This is a genomic window from Psychrobacter immobilis (assembly GCF_904846235.1).
Taxonomy (GTDB): domain Bacteria; phylum Pseudomonadota; class Gammaproteobacteria; order Pseudomonadales; family Moraxellaceae; genus Psychrobacter; species Psychrobacter immobilis_C.
This window is the reverse complement of record NZ_CAJGZN010000022.1, coordinates 15,435-33,416: the sequence shown is the minus strand read 5'-3', so window position 1 is coordinate 33,416 and position 17,982 is coordinate 15,435. Positions and strand designations below refer to the sequence as shown.

The following is a 17,982-nucleotide window of genomic DNA, read 5'->3' as shown; positions in this document are numbered from 1 at the left end:
TATTTGGGGCTATTATCAGTCAGTGAGACCACACCGTTTTAATGACTATTTAACACCGCTAGAAAAAGAGAAACGCTACTTTAACAAAAACCTCTTATCAGGTGTCCTAAATTAGTTGACCACTACAACCGAACCTAAGAACGCACTGGTAAAACAGTACAAGTACTTGTTCGATATGGAAGGTGCTGAAATTAGCTTTACTCAAGAAGCACTAGATGCCATCGCCAAAAAAGCAATGGAGCGTAAGACTGGTGCTCGTGGTCTACGTTCTATCGTAGAAAATGCGCTGCTTGAGACCATGTATGAGCTACCTTCTATGGAAAATGCTAAAACTGTAATGGTTGATGCGGACGTTATCAATGAAGGTAAAGTGCCTAAAATTGCTTAAGTTATAATTGTTATAAATAGTCCGTTATCATTAGCGGACTACTAAAAAGCGTCTGGCTAAATAAGCTAAGACGCTTTTTTTATGCCTATTATTTAACCAATTTGTTTGTTAGATAGCTTGCCTGTTAGATAACTTGATACTAGATAACTTGCCTACTGAAAATTGGCGACATTCATTACACCTGCTCCGAAATGACAGCAGCGTTTATCAATCGCGAGTAAACGTCAGCACAAACCATGCTAATGTAGATAGACTGTTTTAACCTTTATACTTTATTTCTATATACCGTCATATATAGCCTGTACAACCCGTATGATTAATAAGACAAAGGATTGTTTATTATGCTCAACCATGTGACCGCTATGGCGACTTCATTGCGCCAAAACCTACCGTTTTCTTCTAACCATGCTTCATTGGATGACTCGGACGTTGCATCCTACTACCGAAACCATGTCGCTGCTATCACAGGCGCAGGATCTGGTATGGGACGTGAGCTGGCCATTCATTTAGCAAAAATGGGCTGTCATGTTGCACTATCAGATATCAATCCTGAACAGCTGGCAGCGACCAAACAGTTACTTGCCAATTATGATGTCAACGTTACTATGACCATACTCGATGTGTCAGACAATAAAGCCGTGGAAGCATGGGCTGATAGTGTGATGAGCGATCATGGCAAAGTAAATTTCATCTTTAACAATGCAGGTGTCGCACTCTACTCTACCGTCGAAGGCAGTAGTATTAGTGAGCTTGAATGGGTAATGAACATTAATTTTTGGGGTGTGGTTTACGGCACTAAGGCATTTTTACCGTTAATCAAAAATAGCGTTAAACAGAGCCAGTTTGGCGAGCATGGACATATTATCAATATCTCAAGTCTGTTTGGTTTGACCGCTCAGCCATCACAGTCTGCCTACAACTCTAGCAAATTTGCCGTACGCGGCTTCACAGAGAGTTTACGCCAAGAGCTAAACATTCAGAACTGCGGGGTATCAGCAACTTGTATCCATCCGGGCGGCATCAAAACCAATATTGCCAACAGCGCGCGCGGTAATGAGAGTATCCATGATATTGGCATGAGTACTGGGCCCAAAGCCATCAGAAGTTTTAATAAATTCTTAAAATTCGATGCCAATGAAGCGGCTTGGATTATCCTACAGGCAGCAGCGACCAACCAACAGCGCTGCCTGATTGGTAACGATGCCAAGATGATTGATGCCATCCAACGTGTATTTCCCTCACATTATAGTCAAGTGCTGAACGACTTCCATCAACTGTCCCGCAAACTAAAACCATGTCGTCATAAGAAGCTAAAGACGGTTGAATAATATTTTCTAAGCATATTTTGCATCATGAGAAATTAATGAGTTTATATATAAAAAGCCCAGCTATAGTCGTAGCTGGGCTTTTTGAAAGTTGCCATTATCGATTGAGGATAAGACTGAGTTTGGAGACTGTTGAGGATATTTTAACTCAATACTTAAAAGATTAAGGAAGCTTCATATCACCAGCGACTAACCAACCCATACGGCGCATGATATAAGCCACTAACCCTGCAATCACCGCAGGCAATACAAACATCAATAGAATAATCGCTGTCCATAATTGTCCAGTGCTCATAATCTCTTTTGACGCTTCAATAACCCCAAACACACCGACCAAACCAGCAGTACCCATACCCGCACCTGTCGCGGTACAAGCTAATCCAAAACCAACGGTCGCGATCGGCCCAACGATAGCGCTAGCAATGACAGCAGGTAGCAGAACGATAGGTTTTCTGAGCACATTAGGGATTTGCAGCATACTGGTACCCAAGCCTTGAGAGATAACGCCACTAACGCCATTGTCTTTAAAACTTGCAACAGCAAAACCAATCATATGCGCTGCACAACCCACCACTGCTGCCCCGCCCGCCAATCCACCCAATCCAATAGCAATACAAATAGCTGCACTCGACGTTGGTAGGGTCAATAAAATACCAACCACTACAGCGATGACGATACCCATTAACAGTGGCTGTAATTCAGTAGCGGCATGAATACCCTGACCGATAGCTGCGACCCCTGCTACGATAGGCGGATTGAGCAGTGCGCAAACTAATAGCGCGACGCCGCACACCACTAAGGGCACCAATAAAATATCAAGCTTCGTCTTACCAGCGATCCAAGTGCCAGCACGATAAGCAAACACAGAGGTCAGATAAGCACCGATTGGATTACCCGGCAGTGCTACAAAAGTTGCAGGTCCACCCACTTGCGGCGTAAAGAGTGTTCCTGCCATTAGCGCTTCAGAATGGGCACCAAGCATACCTGCTACGAGGCAGCTAAGCATCACTAGCGTTGGCGCTTTGAGATAGTAAGCGATACCTACGCCGATACCAGCACCCATCAATATCGAGGCAAGCTTTCCGACCGCGACCAATGCTGGAAAATCTAACCAACCACCGATTTGCGAGATGATTAGACCTGCGATCAACGTGACAAATAGCCCTAAAGCCATACCAGTAAAAGCATCGATAAAGTATTTTTGAAAGAACGCCTTAATGATGCCTGCTTGCGGTGTTACTGAGTTAGATACGGTCATAACCATACTCTTAATGGACGTTTAATAGGATAAAACAGCTAGAAAGCTTTTGATAAAATAAAGAGATAAAAAAAGCGTCATTACGACGCTTTTTTAATAGATACAATAACTGTAAACGACTGAATCTAGCGACGCTGTTCAACAATAATAGAGTCTATACCGTTGTTCTGTAGGCGCTGCTGTGCCGTCGTCACTGCTTGACGGTTATTCAAAGGACGCGAGATGACTTGATAAATTGGCAAGCCATTACCCGTCGTGTTTTTGACCACGCGAGCATCGACACCCGCCATCAGTACTTGCGCACGGCGACGATCCGCTTCATCTGCATCACTAAAGCTATTGATCTGCAAGATGTAGGTCGCCGCAGGTTTGGCAGCTTGGATGCTGGCCGTACCTGCTGCTGCATTGTTGTTGCGGGTTGTAGCGTTGCTAGTAGCAGGCGGCGTACCATCATAGGTTGCATCTTCTTCAACGACAACTATATCCTCACTCGACCCAGCATTATTACTACCAGCAGGTTCGACAGTCGCATTTTCCGAACCACCAAAGCTACCCGTACTTTCTGTACTGCCTGTATCGCTCTCTGGTTGAGTCACAACGACGTCTGGTTCAAACGCACCGATATCACCTATTTGATCATTATCAATGTCAGCGATATCTTCATCAGGGATGGTTGCCATCTCTTGATTAGGTAAAATATCGTAGAACTCATAATCGCCATTGTCGGTATCAGTATCCACACGTGGCTGTACTTGGCGATCAGGATCGTTCTCAGCACTACCTTCAGCGGGGCTGAAATTGAATAATGGTGAGAGGTAGATAAACACCCCGATCATAAGGGTCAATACGGCCCCAACAAACATCCACAATAAGCCTGATACGCTACTTGATTTGCGCTTTTCTGTCGCGCCTTTAGGTTTTTTGGCTAGCATGGATCTCGTTCTCCCTACTGGATTTAACTATCATCATCGAATTAATGCTATCAGCTGTCTATACTTATTTCACATATTAGAAAAGTATTACATGCTAGACGGTGCAGACAAGCCTAGCAGACTAAGCCCATTTGCCAATACCTGTCTAACGGCTTTTGACAGACGCAAACGTGCTTGCATTAAGTCTAGCTCATCCTGACTTGGCGTTTCACCTGATGTCAGGCTCATAGGCAAGATACGATTGGTGTCATACCAACCATGGAACAATGCCGCTAGCTCTTTTAGGTAGTTGGTCAAGACATGTGGCTCGTAACCAGTCGCTGCGCGAAGTAACGTTGCTGGATATCCTGCTAACAGTTTAATCAGCTCGTCTTCATTTGGCGCACTTAGCAAATCTTGATGTGCCAAACCAACGGCATCATCTACGGTCAAATCGTAGGTTGCCAGTTTTTCCAAAACACGGCAAACGCGCGCATGAGCATACTGAATATAATACACTTGATTGTCTTTGCTTTGTGATTTGGCAAGTTCTAAGTCAAAATCAACATGCACTTCAGGCTTACGCGCTACATAGTAGAATCGTGCAGCATCGTTACCGACTTCTGCACGTAGCTCACGCAAAGTCACAAACTGACCAGAACGCGAAGACATTTGTACCTTTTCACTACCACGCCATAACGCGACAAACTGTACAAGCACCACATCAAGGCGTTCGGCATCGATACCAAGGGCTAGTAGAGCGGCTTTTACGCGTGGGACATAGCCATGGTGGTCTGCGCCCCAAACGTTAATGACTTTATCAAAGCCGCGATCAAACTTGTTTTTATGATAAGCGATATCAGAAGCAAAATACGTTGATTGACCATTGGCACGGCGTACCACACGGTCTTTCTCATCGCCGAAATCAGTCGACTTAAACCAGATGTTGCCATCTTTTTCGTATAGGTAGCCTTTGTCATCTAGTATCTGTAGGACAGGCTCAATCTCGCTATCGATAGATCTTTCGCTAAACCAGCACTCGTAGCTCACACCAAAGTCATTTAAGTCGTCTTTGATATCCGCCAAAATGCTGCTCAATGCTGCGTTTAAAAATAACGCGTAGCTGTCACCTAGCAAAGACTTACTATTGGCAATCAAACCATCAATGTGCGCTTCTTTATCACCTGAGATGATAGTTTTTTCGCCATCAGCATTAATCTCAAACTGAGCGTCTTCTGGCACATTTTTGGCAACGTCTGCAAAGCTATGTACGTAGCTATCGCCATGCTGTGTTTTTAGCGTCTGGGCGATGTCACTGACATAGTCACCTTGATAGGCGTTAACTGGGAAAGTTATCTCTTCACCATTTAGCTGTAGATAACGCAAATATGTACTGGTGGCTAAGATGTCCATTTGACGACCAGCGTCATTGACATAATATTCACGCGTAACGTCATAGCCAATAGCTTCTAGCAGGTTAGCAACGCTCATGCCAAATGCAGCACCGCGACCGTGACCGACGTGCAGACTTGACGTTGGATTGGCAGAGACGAATTCAACTTGGACTTTTTGTCCGTCAAACTGGTTACTCAAGCCAAAGCGATCTTGCAGCGTAAAGATATCGTCTAATACAGAAAACTTAGCTTCCGAGTTTAAGAATACGTTGATAAATCCTGGTCCTGCGATTTCTACTTGGCGAATATCTTGATTGTCAGGCAACGCGCTGACAATTTTTTCAGCAAGTTGACGCGGATTGGCCTTGGCTGCTTTCGCTGCCGTTAGTGCGATATTACTGGCAAAATCACCGTGACTTAAATCTTTCGTACGGGTAATTTGACTGTTGTTTTGCCAATCGCTTGGTAGCGTACCATCTGCTTGTAGGGTTTGAATTGCATCGTTAAATAGGGATGCAAGCGTATCAATTTGGGCTTGTGACATAAGAATTTGAACTCAATTAAATAAACAACAAAAACGGTGCGAATGCGAGCAATCGATAACGGCTTATTATAATAGCGACCGACATTGCAGGGATAGAATAATGTAAAAAGATAAGTAACCTGTAAATATAACAATCTTTGCGCTTTATTGCACCATTTGCGCCAAAATTAGCACTAAAATCTTACCGTTATCAGGATTTGGGCTCACTAATATCAATGATGCAAAACTGATAAATAACTCATAACGTGAATTGTAGCGTTACTGTTGCTCAATACTGGGCAGTCGTTTATACCTGACTACTTCCACGTTATAATATTGGTTTGTACGGCTCTTCTAAAATATAGAAGACGCGTTACTACTCTATTATAGGATTACGCCATGTTTGCCATTGCCGCCAGTACTGTCACCAGTTGGGGACTGTACGTCTTGTTGCCGATATTCATCGCTTTCTTGTTTTTTATTATGTGGGATATCTCTAAAACGTCTGAAGCGGGGCGCGCTGGTACTTTTTGGATATTCTTAGCCCTAGGCGCAGGTTCTGTTGGTTTTATCCTTAAGATAGTCATGGAAGTCGCTTTCAAAAAATGGTTAATCTAATTGGCCATTTTTATCACTATCCTTTGATATTGCTTAGGACATAAGTAGCAAAACTAAAAACGTAATATACAGCCTATGACTGCTGCGCTTGATAAGGTGTCAGTCATTTAAATCAAGGCCTTTTAAATAAAAGAAGCTATTGAGCCTTAGCATTATTCTCTATAACCTGACTCACATACGTTGGTAGGTCCCACGCTCCACCAGCAAAACCTCGGCACATTCCCGTACTAGACTCTTCGCTCTTAGCAAATGTCTCACCATTCCATATCCATGCAGTACGGCTCCAGCAATCACCAATGCCTCGATCTTTATGAGTGGCCGAAATCTCACCATCAAAATAATCATTCCCTGCTGTCGTGATAAGCGTAGGTTTACTAGGCTTTGCATTATCAATGAGCCAATAGCCGTTACTAAAATTGTAAGCACCTAGCCAGCAACTATGAGCGGCTAATGTATAGCTATCATTAACTGGTATAAAGTCCCAATCAAGCATCGTAGAGCCATACTCTGACATCCGCTGATATGTTTCAGTTTTTGGGTTAATCAGCTCACAGTCGCCCATCGCGTCCTTGGACCCTATAAGCTGCTCGGCATTAATATCGACCCAGTTATCAATATTTTTCTGAAAATACGCCAGCTTTGATGGAGTGAGTGTTTTGTTGTCTTTTGCTGAATACGCAAATGCTTTTTGAATAATTGGTTTTGGCAAGGCTACTTTAGGACGTTGACGATTTGGGTGGTTCTTACTGACCAATGCTATCGGCGTCCCTACTCGACCTTGTACATCGTCCAGTTTGAGCAATACTGCTGACATGCCTTTATCGCTGATCTGCCAGTGGTTGTCGCCTGCTCTAATTTCTATCTTAGTCGCGATACGAGCATGATCAAGCAGTGCTTGGGTCTGCTTGGCTGATAAGTCGTATAGTAGACTGTCTTCTTTATTGGGTTGCAATACACCATAGTTTTTGTTGTTCAGCCAAAGCTCAGCAGGCTTAAGATCATCTAGCGGCACTTCTGAGACAAACTGAATTTGCGCTTTTGGTAGAGCTACTTTTGGCAATGCTGTGAGCAATATTGAGGCAGGCTCATCTATGAGTGCTTCACTGGCGTATCCAGCAGCTCGACAAGTGCGCGTATTATCACAGACCACTTGCCAGTCGTCTTGTACAAAGCCCCAGCCTTCGGATACATCCCCATAACCTGCCATAGCAGGTAGCGATAGCAAGCTGATGGTAGCTACAATCAAAGTCTTTAATGTCTTCATAATGCTTTCCTTATATTAGCTACCACCATCAATGCTACTTTTTGGCAATCAAAGTCGCGCGCATGGGAGCAGGATATCCTTCGACGGTCTTAGTAGAATCATTAGGATCTAAGAAGTCTGCTAACGAATGATAAGTCATCCATTCGGTTTGTCGTTGTTCTTTAGTCGAGGTGACTGCCACATCGACGCAGCGCACATCTGAAAACCCTGCTTTCTCTAACCAGCCAATTAATGCCGCCACCGATGGCAAGAAATAGACATTATTCATCTGCGCGTAGCGGTCATGCGGCACCAGTACAGTATTGGCATCACCTTCAATGACCAACGTCTCAAGTACCAACTCACCACCTTTGACTAACTGCCCTTTAAGCTGTTGTAAATGCTCAAACGGTGACTGGCGGTGGTACAGCACTCCCATGCTAAATACAGTATCAAACAGCTGACTGTGCTCAGGTAATGCTTCAAGCGGTACAGGAATATAATGCGTCCGATAGCTACCTGTATCACTAGCGTCTGCGGCACCAACGAAATGACGAATCGCCATAAATTGATGATAAAACAAACATGACGGATCAATAATAATAACCGTATCCGCGCCAGCCCCTGCCATGCGCCAGCCATGATAACCAGAGCCACCACCCACATCCAATACGCGGCGACCATCTAATCTACTTAAATGCGGCGCAACGCGTTTCCATTTCCAATCACTATGCCACTCGGTATCGATCTGAATACCTGACTCATCATCGCCGATTTGACCGCCAATCTGAAATGGGCCTTTACGCCACGGCATCAACTGCTTTAATAGTGCTGTTGTTTGTTTGCGCTGAGACTCATTTAGATATGCCTCAATCGTCAATGTATCGCTGTTTAGATCGACGTTATTGACAGCTAAGTTTGGCAAACGAGCGACTGACGCTTGGTAGGCAGGCGCGTGCGCATAGTTGGCTTTGTCTTTTATGTCACCTAGCCATGTTGGTAATTGCTTGAGCCATTCATAAGCGCTCGGCTGCTGCTGTGCCAGCTCTAGCAGGGTTAAATATAATTCGCGTTCTGCGTTGATGATAGTGTCGTTGAGCATAAAAGCAGGTTACCGTATTGATTAATATTCAAATGAATAAAATTAAAAGGGTTAAAATAAAGAAAGATAAGTTTTAATATGTAAACTCTTTGAAATTCGTGAACTACGCATTTCCTTGCAGAATTTCCGTTTCACTACGAAGATCGTCGTATTCAAAAACACCATAACCATTGTCCTGACTTTTGAAAACAACTTTGCCTTCTTCTAACCAGTTCCGTACATTTTTAGCATCATCAATAATCTCGGGATACAACTTATCTAAGATAGTATCTATATTATGGTTAGATTCCGAAGTTTCGTAGTCTACTAGGCAGAACCCGTATATAATTCCTAGCTTGCCGAGAAAACCATAACCCTTACAATATAACTCATACATCACCCAAATCGCATTACTACAATTTCCATCTCTATCAATAATTGAGTTTAGATATTCTTTTATTCGGTCAGCTTCAAATTTATAAAAATGGACGTATTTCGCAAAACTATCATAAAAACGGTAATAAAAATTATCTTCAGAACTATAATTAAATGAAATCAGTTCAAGATACAAATCAGGGTTGCTAGACTCTAATACATCATCTTCATATAACCATTGCTCAAATGATTGTACGCTCATTTTTTTTATTAACACTTGATGAATATTTTGTTCAACTATAGACGGAATCATATGAACACCTTGTTCGCTCCCAAAGTAAATCCTATTTAAACGCTACAATGGAGACAAAATTTAAAAACTGAAACCATGTCAGATGACGTTTAAAGCCAACTTGATCTAACCGTGCATGATGCTCATCTAATGTGTCAGTAATCAGCACATTTTCTAGTGCATTGCGCTTGCCGCTAATCTCCATTTCGGTATAACCATTGGCACGCTTAAAGTCATAATAACGCTCAACCAACCACGCATCATACTGCTCATCAAATGCATGGGTTTTTTCAGTCAGTACCAATATGCCACCTTCGCTCAATGCCGCATAAATTTTCTCTAATACTGCTACCCTATCAGCAGCTGGCAAAAATTGTAATGTCAAGTTCAAAATTACCATATCGCACGGCTCAAGCTCAATATCGCGGATATCTGCTGTGATCACTTCGATGTCATGCTTAGGATAATTCTCACTCAGTAGCGTGGTCGCCTCGGTCGTCATCGCAGGCGAAATATCAATTGCTTTAATCTGTAAGTCTTGTGAGTCGAACTCACCAGCTAGCGTCATGCTGGCTGCACCCAGTGAGCAGCCCAAGTCATAAACACGACTAACACGTTGACCGCTATCGCTCTGCTGACGATACTTGCAATGACGACGGGCGAATATAGGCAGCATCGCCAGTACCTGCCCATAACCGGGTACACTGCGGCGAATCATGTCAGGAAAACAAGCCACCACTTGCTCATCAAATGAAAAGCGTGCGGCCTTATCCAGTGGCGTAGTAAACGGTTTATCAAATAGGGTGTCATGTTTGATAGCAGGCTGGGATTGGCTCATGGGACGACTCATTTTTTAGAATAGAACTGAAATTAAGAATTACTTGGTGAATTTTGCTTGGTAGTTTTGCTTGTCATTATCAGTTAAAAACTAAGTAAGATAGCAAAAGCCCATTATAACATTACTGTTTGTTACTTACCGCCTTTGGCTTGCCTGCTAAGCTGAATAAATAGTGCCAAGGGTAATGAGACGTTTGAAAGAAGCATTGAAAAACGAGAGCATCACTACCAAATATAGCGCTTAACCCATATTTATAATAATAGGAAAAAATTATGCAAACGATCGTATTAGGTGGCGGCTGCTTCTGGTGCACCGAGTCTGTATTTTTATCGGTAAAAGGTGTGCAATCTGTCGTCTCAGGCTACATGGGCGGCGATGCTGTCTCTGCCAATTATGAAGCTGTCTGTAGTGGTACAACTGGCCATGTCGAAGTCATCAAAGTCGAATTTGATGAGTCTATTGTCCCGTTAGAAGTAATACTCGATGTCTTTTTTGCCACGCATGATCCCACCACGATGGATCGTCAAGGCAATGACGTCGGTAGTCAGTATCGCAGCGTGGTCTTTTATACCGAAGACAGTCAAAAACCGACCGTTGACCGTACCATTAACAAGTTACGCGATATGGGTGTCAATGTGGTGACGGAAGTACATCCTGCCGTTGAGTTCTATCAAGCAGAAGACTCACATCAAGATTTCTTCAACAGAAACCCAGGACAAGCTTATTGCAACTTTGCAATACCGCCAAAGCTTGCCAAACTGCGTAAAGAATTTAGCAAGTATATGGTTAGTTAAATGAGGGTTCGCTAAATTAAATAAGATATTATTTATTCAAAAGATTTCTTAGCTTAATGTTAGATACCAGCCAAACACTTATACTATAGGTGTTTGGCTTTTTATTATTTATTCCTTAGATATATCAGATAAAGATTAGAACCTTATATATAGAAACTTGCAAATAGAGGATGACAGCATGAACCCTGAGTTTTGGCACAAACGTTGGCAAGAAGGTCGCATTGGATTCAATCAATCTATGGTTAATCCATTGCTGACTGAGTATTTCAACCGCCTAAATCTATCTACTGGTAGCCGCATTTTTGTGCCGCTTTGTGGTAAATCTATTGATATGGTTTGGCTAGCGACGCAAGGCTATGACGTGGTGGGCGTTGAGTTGGTCGAAACAGCCGTACAAGCATTTTTTGCTGAGCAAAACATCGAACCTACTGTCTATCAACAGGCAGACAACCCAACGATTAGATACTATCAAGGCCAGTTGTCGGGACAGACCATTACTTTATGGGTTGCCGATATCTTTGCACTGACTTTTGAAGATATTGGCTCTATTGATGCAGTATATGATAAAGCGGCATTAATCGCTCTGCCAGCCGATATGCGTGTGAAATATAGTGAGCAAGTGCGGAAACTTAGTAGCGATACCAGTAAAGTCGATGTTGCTAACAATGAAATAACACCGCAGCTTTTACTCACGCTAAATTACGATCAGCGTAAAAAGAATGGACCACCCTTCTCTATTAATGCCAACCAACTAGAGCAGTATTATAGCGCTCACTACCAAATCCATGAGCTAGCAAGCGTGCCTTCCTCTATAGGCTCTGCACCTGATATCACCGTCACAGAACAGGTTTGGCTATTGAGCAGTAAATAAAAAACTCATATAACCTTTAATAAACTGCTAAGTCGCAACGGAGAAACTGAATGAAAATGATAGTCAGTCTAATGAGTTTAATTGCTTTTCTACTAGTCGCTCTGGCAGGCCCATTATACAAGTTTGGCGTTGTAGAATTAGGCACTGCGTTTACAGGGTTTAAATTTGGGTTATTTGCTGGTATCGCAGCACTAGTATTGTTGGCTATACAGTTATTGTTTAAACGCAATACAGCCAGTATTGGGAGCGCACTAGCCTCAGCCGTACTTGCTGTCGCTGCAATCGCTGTCCCGCTTGGCATGATGAATACGGCCAAAAATGTACCACCTATTCACGATATTTCTACCGATTTGGTGAATCCGCCTGAGTTTGTCGCGATTGCGCCACTGCGTGCAGATGCACCGAATCCCGTAGCGTACGCAGGTGCAGAAGTGGCTGAACAACAACGTACAGCCTATCCTGATTTGCAGACAATGACCTATACTCAATCGAAGCCTGAACTGATCAAAGCAGCCAAACAAGCCATAGAAAATTTAGGGTGGGAGCTAGTCAATATTGATGTAGACAAAGGCATCATCGAAGCAACAGAGACGACTGCTTGGTTTGGCTTCAAAGATGATGTGATCATTCGTGTGGCTGATAACGATAGCGAGCGCTGGGTTGATATTCGCAGTAAGTCACGAGTTGGACAAAGCGATTTGGGCAAAAATGCAGCGCGTATTCATGCGTTGATTGAAGAGTTGGATGGGGTTTTGGGAAGTAAATAACTGTAAGGCAGTTTGGAACCCAAGCGTGCTCAGAGTTTATAGAGTATTCTACAAACTCTAAAAAGTGCTAATACAAATACCTAAAAATTACTATAGCTTAGGATAATTCTGATATCTTCCAAATACTAGTTGCACGATTTGCTAGCTGTTTTTGACGGCTATCTATACTGTTCAGATTCCATTTAGTATAATTTTCTGGCAAATTTTTAGTCATTGTCAGACTGCTTGTAGAATAAATTATCAGTTTTTCTTGATAGGACTTGTTGCCTGCATCACGATTACTGCTAGTTTCTAGCAAAGTCATATTACCCAGTCGATAAGTCATTGAGTCAACTTTAGTATCTTCAATATTATTCCAAGAGTCGTCGGGGTTTTCAGGTAAGATATGCTCAATATTAAATTGCTCATTATTTTCATCGACAGCCACACCACTAACTACTTTTTCAATTTCACATAAGATGTGACGAACAATTTTTTTATTACGATTATCAGTAGTTTTTAGTTGTTTAGCGATAAACGCATTTCTGAAAACATCATCTTCAGGATAGATTTCATTTAAAGATTTGATTACTGACTGCGCTGATTTCAGTTCATTGGACTCAATCTTAACCGCTATCTTGTTGTAAAATCGCTCTTGTTCATTAGGTGGGTTATTACAAATTACATTATAACGGAATGAAAGTATGCTTATCGCACGTACAATTGATAGAAATCCTTTTCTATCAATTTCAAAAAATTTCTCATAACTTGCAAGCAATACTGAAAAAGGCTGTTTCACTCTATACATAGTCAATTGTTTGAGATGCTTTGACTCTTCAGACCATCGAGAATCTTGTATATCTTTCAGTGCAGTATACGCATCGGCTGATAGCTCAATTTCTTTAACCAGCCTAAATGCATCTTCTTTATTCCTAATATGCTTACGAATCGTTTTAAATAAGTCAGTTTTACGTATAAGTTTATGCCGGCTATTCCAATACACTCGTAAAAACTCAGGAAAACTTTCGTTTCCTAATGATGTAATAATGCTTTCCCATCGTTCTTCTAAGTGTTTGATTTGACTATCATGTAAATCATCAACACTAGCTAATGAGAATAGATAATTTTTTAATAAATCAGTAGAAGAAAGACGCACGCCTCGCGCATTCAACGTTTCAAATACTTTGAAGGCATTAAGTTCATCATTTACAGTAATAACCGTAAAAAACAATTTATCTACTAAGTCATCGAGGAATTGAGCAAAGTCCTGACCACTAGATTCCTCCATCCCAAACCTCTGCTTCATCTTACTTTTGAACCAATCAAAAGCTTTGCGAATTCTGTGCTCAGATGCATGGAGTCCACGCTGTGGTAACTTATCCAGCGTAATTAAGTGATTACGATAATACTTATCATTGTGTCTATTCAATTTTAATATTGGTGTCTCAATAAGAGTAACTGGATCAGTATAACCAATATAGTCGTTTTTCAATTGATGTAAGCGTTGGCTATTACGATCAGCATCAACATCATTACTTATCATATCTTTTAAAAAGCTTAGTCCTGCTAGTATTAGAATACTTAATGTGGTTAGACGCTGTTGACCATCAATAATATCAAACTGTTTATTATTTGTAGTTTGAAGTACCAGATAACCCATATAATGTGCAGATTCCGCATCTTCAATAAACAGTGCTTCTATATCTTGCCACAGCTCTTCCCATTCTAAATCGGCCCATGAATAATCACGCTGAAAGGGAGGTACACTATAACGTAAGCCGTTACCTAACAACTGACGGAAAGTACTATTTGTGGTATTAAAATTCATGGTCATACTTTTTCCTCAAAGAATCGAAGCGTGCGCTCAACTATTTCTAATAGTGAAATTTAAGATTAATCTATTCATATTCATAAGGTAAGCAATATAGAACTGATAACAGTATAGCAATGCTGATAAAAATAGTCTGACATGTTGATCTAGCATTTCTGGTTGAAAAAATCTTTTTAGCTAAGAATCCTCTTCTAATCTCACGGCAGCGTCAATTTATCGTAACCATTTATAACCTTGGTACTGCGACAGCTTTTCTTTACTGTTTAGATTGGTTACTCTACGTTAATATCATTTTTTGCCTTTCGATAACTATTTTAACGTTTATAGGATATTTTCATGCGTTTGACTCCTTTTTCTACTTTGTCGCTGCTTAGTGTTGCTGTCGGCATCAGCCTTGCTACCACTGCTCAAGCCGCGCAGCCGCCAGCACCTGATTTATCCAATAGCGAGTTTCAACAGTGCTTAGACAATCTAAAAAACTCTAGCAAATTTAGCGGTGTTGATAGCTATACTTTTAGTAACTATCGCCCAAGCCAGCCTGATCCTAGTGTCATTCAGTCACTCAACTACCAGCCAGAGTTTCAAAAAGACGTCTGGGACTACTTATCAGCATTGGTAGACAAAGAGCGTGTCGAGGACGGTATCCGAGCCAAGCGTCAATGGGGCTCGACTCTACGTCAAATCGAGTCGCGTTATGGCGTAAAAGCTGAACACGTGCTCGGTGTCTGGGGCGTAGAATCTAACTTTGGTCAAACGCTAGGTAAAAAACCATTATTTGAGTCTTTAGCGACCTTATCTTGTTTTGATCGTCGTCAAAGCTACTTTCAAGGTGAGTACGCCAATGCGCTAAAAATCGTGCAAAACGGTGATATCGCACCTAATGATATGACAGGATCATGGGCAGGTGCTTTTGGACAGACGCAGTTTATGCCGAGTACTTTCTTAGAGTTGGCAGTAGACTTCGACGGTGACGGTCGCCGTGATTTGGTCAATAGCGTACCTGATGCACTCGCTTCTACCGCAAACTTCTTGGACAATCGCGGCTATCGTACTGGTGAGCCTTGGGGCTATGAAGTCAAACTACCTGATGGATTTTGGGCCGCATCTAATCGTAAAGACAAAAAGTCAATAAGCCACTGGCGCGACCAAGGTCTAACGTTGGCTAATGGCCGTCCGCTACCATATGATTTGAGCAGTGCAGGCTTATTATTACCCGCTGGTATGGAAGGCCCTGCTTTCTTGGTGGGCAAAAATTTTGACACTTTCTACTCTTATAACGCCTCCGAGAACTACGCACTGGCTATCGCACACTTATCAGATCTAATCACTCGCGAAGACAGCAGCAAAACAGACTTTATCACTGCTTGGCCGACAGATGATCCTGGTATCAGCCGCCAGCAGGCCAAAGACATTCAGCAAGCGTTGTTAAACGCAGGTTATGATATCGGCGGTGTAGATGGCATCATCGGAGACAATACTCGTACCGCTATCCAACAATACCAGACTAGTCGCGGTATTTTCCCAGCTGACGGTCGCGCAGGCCAGAAGTTCTATCGCGCCATCGTTGGTAATGCAGCACCGAGTCAAACTCAATACGGCCAGCCTGCAAACAGCCAACCCCTAAATCCTGCACCTGCCGATCGCATGGGGCAATTGATTCAGCAGCAAACGACTGCTCCTAGTAGCTACTCATCTCAACCATCAGTGAGCTCCTCAACTTCTGGCAATACACGTTATCGCCGCGTTACTGATGCCGATGGCACTATCAAGCTTGTTCGTATAGACCAAGGTTCATAGTAGCAATGTAAATAACGCTATTTAGACGCATCAAAAAAGCCACGCTAACGATAGCGTGGCTTTCTTATTTATATATAGTTATTAATAGAACTTATCTCATTTTCTTAAAATACCTGTCTAAACAATAGGTGGTGGCTTAGGTTGACCATTGTCGCCATTCCAGTTTTCGCGAGCTTTATCATCTAAATCGGCTGCCGTTTTTGGCTCCCATTTACCATTTTCTTTCCAAGTCGCATCACCCCAATCTTCATCTTCCGCTTTACTGTCTAAATCTTTGTAGGCCTTGCCAGGATCTATACCGCGGCGTTTCATATCTGCTACTTGCTCTTCTAGCGTATGAAACTGATCAGCATCATGCATAGACTTTTCTAGACCATCAATCTCTCTTTTTAACTCGTCATTTTTAGCATTGCTCATCGTACGCTCTCCCTAATTATTAATATTATAGTTGTCATTCTCAAACAGCTAACGTTGTTAATCTTGTTAACTGACTGACTTTATTATTACGGGTCTGAGGAATATTCACAAGCATTGCACGTATGCTTTGTATTACAAAACGTAGTCGTGATGCCAAAGTGGACGTTTTAGATGGCTATTATTGAACACGCTAGCGAATAATTACTAGTCTTGTTTGTTCGTATTTGAGGTATGATTTTGCAGTAGGTTTTTTGCGTAGAAGGTAAGCTTCCATAGCTCTTGTGATACCCGCGTACCATAAGTCATTAGTTGTATCCAATTTGCACCGACTAGCTTACGTTGCAAATTATTGATATCAGCTTGAGAGATTTGGCAGCGTGAGACAGCATGAACGTTTGGCATCTCTTTTTTGATATCTACTTCCGCTTTAGCGGTAATCAAACGATTAATAGCATTTTGCAAGCCATAGCTCGAAAAAGTAGACGGTATTCTCATGAGTGTCATGAGTATCTCGTGCCACGAGATGGTTAGCGATCGGGTTACGTCCGTTAGATTGCCACCCTCATAAGCCTGAGCACTATATTGAATCTCAAAAAACTCTGTTAACTCAATTGGCTCACTAACCTTATCCGATATAAAGTCTTCGTCATTAGGACTGTTTTTCTCTACCTCGGTAGTACTAGGTAATACATCAACGGTCTTCTCATACACGACCTTTTTACTAGTCGTACTCTCCTCGTCGTTCGCTCTGACCCAGCCACCTATCATTTTATTATTGGTGATTGCATTATAATGAGCCTGTACTAGCAATGGCTCAATATCTTCTTCCGTATCATAGTAATGTAGCTGGTTATCTTGCTTGGTCACTAATTTAATGAACTCTTGGAGTTGTCGGCTGATGACGACATCTGGAGAGTGGTTTTTAACCAGCACAATTAGCGGCTTAAGCTTCGCTTTGGCATTTAGATAACTCAAATGCATCTGGCTGACGCCGTTTTTTTGCACAGTTCCGTAGCTGTCGCCAACGATCATGACTGCGTAATCGCAAGAGTCAATACACTGGCGCCCATAAAAAGAGGCTTTAGATAATTTACTAGAAACATCATAGGTCAGAAATGCGCGTGCCTGAAAAAATATCGCTAAGCTGTCTAGAACCAACAACTGGTCATTGTCAGCGCATATAATATGAATATGATAGCGACGATTCGGCACAATTACCTCTAAGCGTAGGTCGTGACATAAAAAGGATAGGATGTAAAATAGAACACAAAAATCTTGTC

At 42.2% G+C, this 17,982-nt stretch carries 16 protein-coding genes and 1 pseudogene; 7 read left to right on the top strand and 10 right to left on the bottom strand.

What is annotated here, in order from left to right:
• Positions 1 to 127: 127 nt before the first annotated feature.
• Positions 128 to 388: pseudogene (clpX, locus tag JMX07_RS12305) on the top strand (ATP-dependent Clp protease ATP-binding subunit ClpX); the annotation flags it as partial.
• A gap of 341 nt (positions 389 to 729) precedes the next feature.
• Positions 730 to 1,716 (top strand): SDR family NAD(P)-dependent oxidoreductase, encoded by a 987-nt coding sequence (locus JMX07_RS12300; protein WP_227684829.1) that lies wholly within the window; start codon positions 730 to 732, stop codon positions 1,714 to 1,716.
• A gap of 160 nt (positions 1,717 to 1,876) precedes the next feature.
• Here JMX07_RS12300 and JMX07_RS12295 read toward each other — a convergent pair whose 3' ends face one another.
• From JMX07_RS12295 to argS, 3 genes are all read right to left on the bottom strand, one after another.
• Entirely contained in the window at positions 1,877 to 2,971 is a 1,095-nt protein-coding gene (locus JMX07_RS12295; protein WP_227684828.1) for a PTS transporter subunit IIC, read from the bottom strand.
• Between the two features lie 125 nt (positions 2,972 to 3,096).
• Positions 3,097 to 3,903, bottom strand: a complete 807-nt coding sequence (locus JMX07_RS12290) for an SPOR domain-containing protein (protein ID WP_201608225.1) — start codon at positions 3,901 to 3,903, stop codon at positions 3,097 to 3,099.
• 87 nt (positions 3,904 to 3,990) lie between these two features.
• Complete coding sequence (gene argS, locus JMX07_RS12285; protein ID WP_201608223.1) at positions 3,991 to 5,820, bottom strand: arginine--tRNA ligase; 1,830 nt, start codon at positions 5,818 to 5,820, stop codon at positions 3,991 to 3,993.
• A 378-nt stretch (positions 5,821 to 6,198) separates the two neighbouring features.
• On the opposite strand from argS, the gene JMX07_RS12280 reads away from it, so the two are divergent.
• Complete coding sequence (locus JMX07_RS12280) at positions 6,199 to 6,417, top strand: DUF2788 domain-containing protein (RefSeq protein ID WP_101205310.1); 219 nt, start codon at positions 6,199 to 6,201, stop codon at positions 6,415 to 6,417.
• A 136-nt stretch (positions 6,418 to 6,553) separates the two neighbouring features.
• Here JMX07_RS12280 and JMX07_RS12275 read toward each other — a convergent pair whose 3' ends face one another.
• The 4 genes from JMX07_RS12275 to cmoA all read right to left on the bottom strand — a co-directional run bounded on the left by JMX07_RS12275 (position 6,554) and on the right by cmoA (position 10,258).
• Positions 6,554 to 7,681: a DUF1176 domain-containing protein gene (locus JMX07_RS12275; RefSeq protein WP_201608221.1), complete on the bottom strand. Its 1,128-nt coding sequence runs from the start codon at positions 7,679 to 7,681 to the stop codon at positions 6,554 to 6,556.
• Between the two features lie 34 nt (positions 7,682 to 7,715).
• Positions 7,716 to 8,762 carry a tRNA 5-methoxyuridine(34)/uridine 5-oxyacetic acid(34) synthase CmoB gene (gene cmoB / locus JMX07_RS12270; protein WP_201608220.1) on the bottom strand — a complete coding sequence of 349 codons (1,047 nt, stop codon included), beginning with the start codon at positions 8,760 to 8,762 and terminating at the stop codon, positions 7,716 to 7,718.
• A gap of 103 nt (positions 8,763 to 8,865) precedes the next feature.
• The gene (locus tag JMX07_RS12265; RefSeq protein ID WP_201608219.1) at positions 8,866 to 9,429 is read right to left on the bottom strand and encodes a hypothetical protein; all 564 of its coding nucleotides are present in this window, start codon (positions 9,427 to 9,429) and stop codon (positions 8,866 to 8,868) included.
• Positions 9,430 to 9,460: 31 nt separating this feature from the next.
• Positions 9,461 to 10,258: a carboxy-S-adenosyl-L-methionine synthase CmoA gene (cmoA, locus tag JMX07_RS12260; RefSeq protein ID WP_201608218.1), complete on the bottom strand. Its 798-nt coding sequence runs from the start codon at positions 10,256 to 10,258 to the stop codon at positions 9,461 to 9,463.
• Between the two features lie 260 nt (positions 10,259 to 10,518).
• Here cmoA and msrA point away from each other — a divergent pair, with 260 nt between their 5' ends.
• The 3 genes from msrA to JMX07_RS12245 all read left to right on the top strand — a co-directional run bounded on the left by msrA (position 10,519) and on the right by JMX07_RS12245 (position 12,678).
• Positions 10,519 to 11,040, top strand: a complete 522-nt coding sequence (gene msrA, locus JMX07_RS12255) for a peptide-methionine (S)-S-oxide reductase MsrA (RefSeq protein WP_057761837.1) — start codon at positions 10,519 to 10,521, stop codon at positions 11,038 to 11,040.
• A 178-nt stretch (positions 11,041 to 11,218) separates the two neighbouring features.
• On the top strand, positions 11,219 to 11,911 hold the full coding sequence (tmpT, locus tag JMX07_RS12250) for a thiopurine S-methyltransferase (protein ID WP_201608217.1): 693 nt from the start codon (positions 11,219 to 11,221) through the stop codon (positions 11,909 to 11,911).
• 50 nt (positions 11,912 to 11,961) lie between these two features.
• Positions 11,962 to 12,678, top strand: a complete 717-nt coding sequence (locus JMX07_RS12245) for a DUF1499 domain-containing protein (protein ID WP_201608216.1) — start codon at positions 11,962 to 11,964, stop codon at positions 12,676 to 12,678.
• A gap of 97 nt (positions 12,679 to 12,775) precedes the next feature.
• Here JMX07_RS12245 and JMX07_RS12240 read toward each other — a convergent pair whose 3' ends face one another.
• A complete protein-coding gene (locus JMX07_RS12240; RefSeq protein ID WP_201608214.1) occupies positions 12,776 to 14,491 on the bottom strand; it encodes a DUF262 domain-containing protein in 1,716 nt (571 codons plus the stop codon).
• A 333-nt stretch (positions 14,492 to 14,824) separates the two neighbouring features.
• Here JMX07_RS12240 and JMX07_RS12235 point away from each other — a divergent pair, with 333 nt between their 5' ends.
• Positions 14,825 to 16,285 carry a lytic murein transglycosylase gene (locus JMX07_RS12235; RefSeq protein WP_201608213.1) on the top strand — a complete coding sequence of 487 codons (1,461 nt, stop codon included), beginning with the start codon at positions 14,825 to 14,827 and terminating at the stop codon, positions 16,283 to 16,285.
• A 117-nt stretch (positions 16,286 to 16,402) separates the two neighbouring features.
• On the opposite strand, the gene JMX07_RS12230 is transcribed toward JMX07_RS12235, so the two are convergent.
• Positions 16,403 to 16,702 (bottom strand): hypothetical protein, encoded by a 300-nt coding sequence (locus JMX07_RS12230; protein ID WP_201608212.1) that lies wholly within the window; start codon positions 16,700 to 16,702, stop codon positions 16,403 to 16,405.
• A 204-nt stretch (positions 16,703 to 16,906) separates the two neighbouring features.
• The gene (locus JMX07_RS12225; protein WP_201608211.1) at positions 16,907 to 17,914 is read right to left on the bottom strand and encodes a DUF4062 domain-containing protein; all 1,008 of its coding nucleotides are present in this window, start codon (positions 17,912 to 17,914) and stop codon (positions 16,907 to 16,909) included.
• Between the last annotated feature and the right edge of the window lie 68 nt (positions 17,915 to 17,982).

Bases quoted from the DNA above. Each gene is read 5' to 3' on its own strand.
- cmoA (WP_201608218.1), bottom strand. From the start codon at position 10,258: ATGAGTCGTCCCATGAGCCAATCCCAGCCTGCTATCAAACATGACACC.
- JMX07_RS12300 (WP_227684829.1), top strand. From the start codon at position 730: ATGCTCAACCATGTGACCGCTATGGCGACTTCATTGCGCCAAAACCTA.
- JMX07_RS12295 (WP_227684828.1), bottom strand. From the start codon at position 2,971: ATGACCGTATCTAACTCAGTAACACCGCAAGCAGGCATCATTAAGGCG.
- msrA (WP_057761837.1), top strand. From the start codon at position 10,519: ATGCAAACGATCGTATTAGGTGGCGGCTGCTTCTGGTGCACCGAGTCT.
- tmpT (WP_201608217.1), top strand. From the start codon at position 11,219: ATGAACCCTGAGTTTTGGCACAAACGTTGGCAAGAAGGTCGCATTGGA.
- JMX07_RS12245 (WP_201608216.1), top strand. From the start codon at position 11,962: ATGAAAATGATAGTCAGTCTAATGAGTTTAATTGCTTTTCTACTAGTC.
- cmoB (WP_201608220.1), bottom strand. From the start codon at position 8,762: ATGCTCAACGACACTATCATCAACGCAGAACGCGAATTATATTTAACC.
- JMX07_RS12290 (WP_201608225.1), bottom strand. From the start codon at position 3,903: ATGCTAGCCAAAAAACCTAAAGGCGCGACAGAAAAGCGCAAATCAAGT.
- JMX07_RS12265 (WP_201608219.1), bottom strand. From the start codon at position 9,429: ATGATTCCGTCTATAGTTGAACAAAATATTCATCAAGTGTTAATAAAA.
- argS (WP_201608223.1), bottom strand. From the start codon at position 5,820: ATGTCACAAGCCCAAATTGATACGCTTGCATCCCTATTTAACGATGCA.
- JMX07_RS12280 (WP_101205310.1), top strand. From the start codon at position 6,199: ATGTTTGCCATTGCCGCCAGTACTGTCACCAGTTGGGGACTGTACGTC.
- JMX07_RS12240 (WP_201608214.1), bottom strand. From the start codon at position 14,491: ATGACCATGAATTTTAATACCACAAATAGTACTTTCCGTCAGTTGTTA.
- JMX07_RS12275 (WP_201608221.1), bottom strand. From the start codon at position 7,681: ATGAAGACATTAAAGACTTTGATTGTAGCTACCATCAGCTTGCTATCG.
- JMX07_RS12230 (WP_201608212.1), bottom strand. From the start codon at position 16,702: ATGAGCAATGCTAAAAATGACGAGTTAAAAAGAGAGATTGATGGTCTA.
- JMX07_RS12235 (WP_201608213.1), top strand. From the start codon at position 14,825: ATGCGTTTGACTCCTTTTTCTACTTTGTCGCTGCTTAGTGTTGCTGTC.